The following is a 2,969-nucleotide window of genomic DNA, read 5'->3' on the forward strand; positions in this document are numbered from 1 at the left end:
TAGTTGGCCAACCAGTTTTTCATCGCCCATGATGTCGCCGATCCACGCTTGAAAAATGGATTTCAGACTGGCGGGAGGCAGAGTGGCAAAGATGCGGTTGAATGTATCGTGTGATGGAATGCCGCCAGGCAAGCGCAACCAGCGCCGGAACCATGGCTCTCGCTCTTGAGCAAACAAGGTAATCTCGCTCCAAGTATCAAAACCGCACATCATGGCGCAAATGGCCATGAAAACAACCTCTGACAAGATATGTGAGCACTTGGCCTGATTGCGTGGGTCTGGGATTGATTCAAGGTAGTCGAGCAAAGACTTCTGGGCCATAATAATAAACAGTTGGTTAAGATCTCGACTATTTACAGCTTGGCAACGCAAGGTACAATTAAAATCGTACTTGGCGCCGCTCAACTGATCGATACTTGATCAACTAGCGCAAAGAATGATCATGCGTCGGCCCTGCTTATCTAGTTAGTGTATTCTTGAGCAATGGCATCGAGTTCATCTGTAATTTCAGCGAAGGCATCGATGATAGTAGGGTCAAATTGAGTGCCTTTGCCTGACACAATGATATTTACTGCGTCTGAATGTGAAAACGCAGGTTTATAAACTCGCTTGCTGATGAGCGCATCATAGACGTCTGCTATAGCCATGAGTCGGGCGGACAACGGAATTTGCTCTCCAGCAAGACCTAATGGGTATCCTTCACCATCCCAGCGTTCGTGATGTGAGTAGGCGATCTCTTTTGCGACAGTCAAGAACTTCATAGGCTGGCCGCATACTTTCTCAGCATTTTTAATCGCTTCATAACCGATGGTGGTATGAGTTTTCATCACTCGAAATTCATCGTCGGTCAGGGAGCCTTCTTTCTGCAAGATGTTGTCTGGAATGCCTATTTTCCCGATATCGTGCAGAGGCGCTGATTTATATAACAGGGCAATAAAGTCATCGGTCAGTTCTGAAACATTACGCGAGTTTTGGCGTAATTGCTCTGCTAAACGTTTTATGTAAGCTTGGGTACGTTTAATGTGGTTACCCGTTTCGTTATCGCGGGTTTCGGCTAACGAAATCATGGCATAAATGGAAACATCTTGAATTGCGAGAAGCTCTTCTTTTTGCCGCAAAGCTTCGTTGGTTCGTCTTTCGACCTCTTGCTCTAGCACTTGATTCTTGTCTTTTAAGATATCGGAAGCCACTTTGAGAGATACATGTGTTTTAACACGTGCCTTCACGACCTCTGGGTTAATTGGTTTGGTTATGTAGTCAACGGCACCCAATTTTAGCCCTTTATGTTCATCGACTCTTTCAGCTTTAGCTGTGAGGAATATTATCGGGATATCACTGGTTGCTGGGTTTGATTTAAGCTGCTGGCATACTTGATAACCATCTATTTCCGGCATCATGATATCGAGCAAGATCAAATCTGGATTAGCAGTTTCGGCAAGTGTAAGCCCGCGCTCACCGCCGTTTGCCCCTTTTACCTTATAATCATCTTTAAGTAGCTGATACATCAGCGTGAGGTTTTCTGGAATATCGTCGATAACCAATACAGTTGGCTTCGATGAAGAAAAATCGAACATACTTCCTCCTTTTGGCAGCAATACGGCAAATTGCGATTTAGTGCATAATACTGAAGAATCCCCTGATGATTTACAAATAAATCATCAAATTAGGGTGGAAGCGCATCTTGTTGCATGATCAAATGGTTTCGCTAAAAACTACACTTGGACAACAAGATGCGCGAAGCCAATATCCTACAACATTCTTTACACCAATACTGCCCAGAACTTCACCTAAAACGATTAAACAGCTTGATGCTGGCCTCTAAGGCACTGATTGAATGTAAGTCACTGACCTTGACTGAGTTAGGTCGAAATTTACCAACCACGGCCCGAACCAAGCACAACATCAAGCGCATTGATCGTTTGCTCGGCAACACGCATCTGCATCAAGAACGGTTAGCTGTCTACCAATGGCATGCCAGCCTCATCTGTTCTGGTAACCCTATGCCGATTGTGCTCGTCGATTGGTCAGACATCCGAGAGCATAAACGCATCATGGCTCTGCGCGCCTCAATAGCCTTCAATGGCCGCTCTATTACCCTGTATGAGAAGTCCTATCCCCTATCAGAACAATGCTCTAAGGCCTCCCACAACGGTTTTTTAGCGGACTTAGCCAAGATTTTACCTTTGCATGTTACCCCTCTCATCGTGACTGACGCGGGGTTCAAAGTGCCTTGCTACAAAGAGGTTGAGGCGCATGGTTGGTTTTGGCTAAGCCGTATTCGCGGTACAGTTCAATTTGCAGATATTGGCGCTGAAAATTGGCGTGCAGTTCGCAGTACACATGACTTGGCCAACGGTCAAGCGAAGAGCCTGGGTTGTAAGACCTTGACCAAAACTAACCCTATCAATTGCCATCTCACGCTTTATCGTAGCAAACCTAAGGGGCGTACAAATCAGCGTTCAACGAGGACTAATTGCCACCATCCATCGGCAAAAACGTACTCAACATCGGCGAAAGAGCCTTGGGTGTTAGCCAGCAATTTACCACCAGAATCTCGGAGCCCAAAGCAGCTGGTAAACCTGTACGCCAAACGTATGCAAATAGAGGAAACCTTTCGTGACCTCAAAAGCCCGGCATACGGCTTTGGCTTACGCCAAAGTCGTACCAACAGTCCAGAGCGATTCGACATCATCCTACTGATAGCGTTGATGGTTCAATGCCTGTTGTGGCTAGTTGGTTTACACGCACAGCAACAGGGCTGGGATAAGCATTTTCAGGCCAATACCATTGGGCATCGAACGGTACTCTCAACGATTCGCTTGGGATTGGAGGTACTCAGGCGGCCTGATTATCAAATCACGGAGAAAGAATTGCTGGCGGCCTGGGTATTATTCGCCAATCAGTTGCTCAAATATGGCTATGCTATGGCTGATTTATGAGGGGATCCTTCAGGGCAGAGTGGCAAAGAT

The 2,969-nt window shown here is 46.3% G+C and carries 3 protein-coding genes; 1 reads left to right on the forward strand and 2 read right to left on the reverse strand.

Annotated features, from left to right (window positions below; translation table 11 throughout):
• Window positions 1-321, reverse strand: a 321-nt coding sequence (locus KV201_RS22280) for an ISAs1 family transposase (RefSeq protein ID WP_226060647.1), incomplete at its 3' end; no start/stop codon positions are given.
• A 140-nt stretch (window positions 322-461) separates the two neighbouring features.
• Entirely contained in the window at window positions 462-1,574 is a 1,113-nt protein-coding gene (locus KV201_RS22285) for a two-component system response regulator (RefSeq protein WP_226060644.1), read from the reverse strand.
• Between the two features lie 156 nt (window positions 1,575-1,730).
• On the opposite strand from KV201_RS22285, the gene KV201_RS22290 reads away from it, so the two are divergent.
• A complete protein-coding gene (locus KV201_RS22290) occupies window positions 1,731-2,939 on the forward strand; it encodes an IS4-like element IS10A family transposase (protein WP_226060645.1) in 1,209 nt (402 codons plus the stop codon).
• Window positions 2,940-2,969 lie beyond the last annotated feature (30 nt).

This window comes from Shewanella sp. SR1 (assembly GCF_020447145.1).
GTDB lineage: Bacteria > Pseudomonadota > Gammaproteobacteria > Enterobacterales > Shewanellaceae > Shewanella > Shewanella baltica.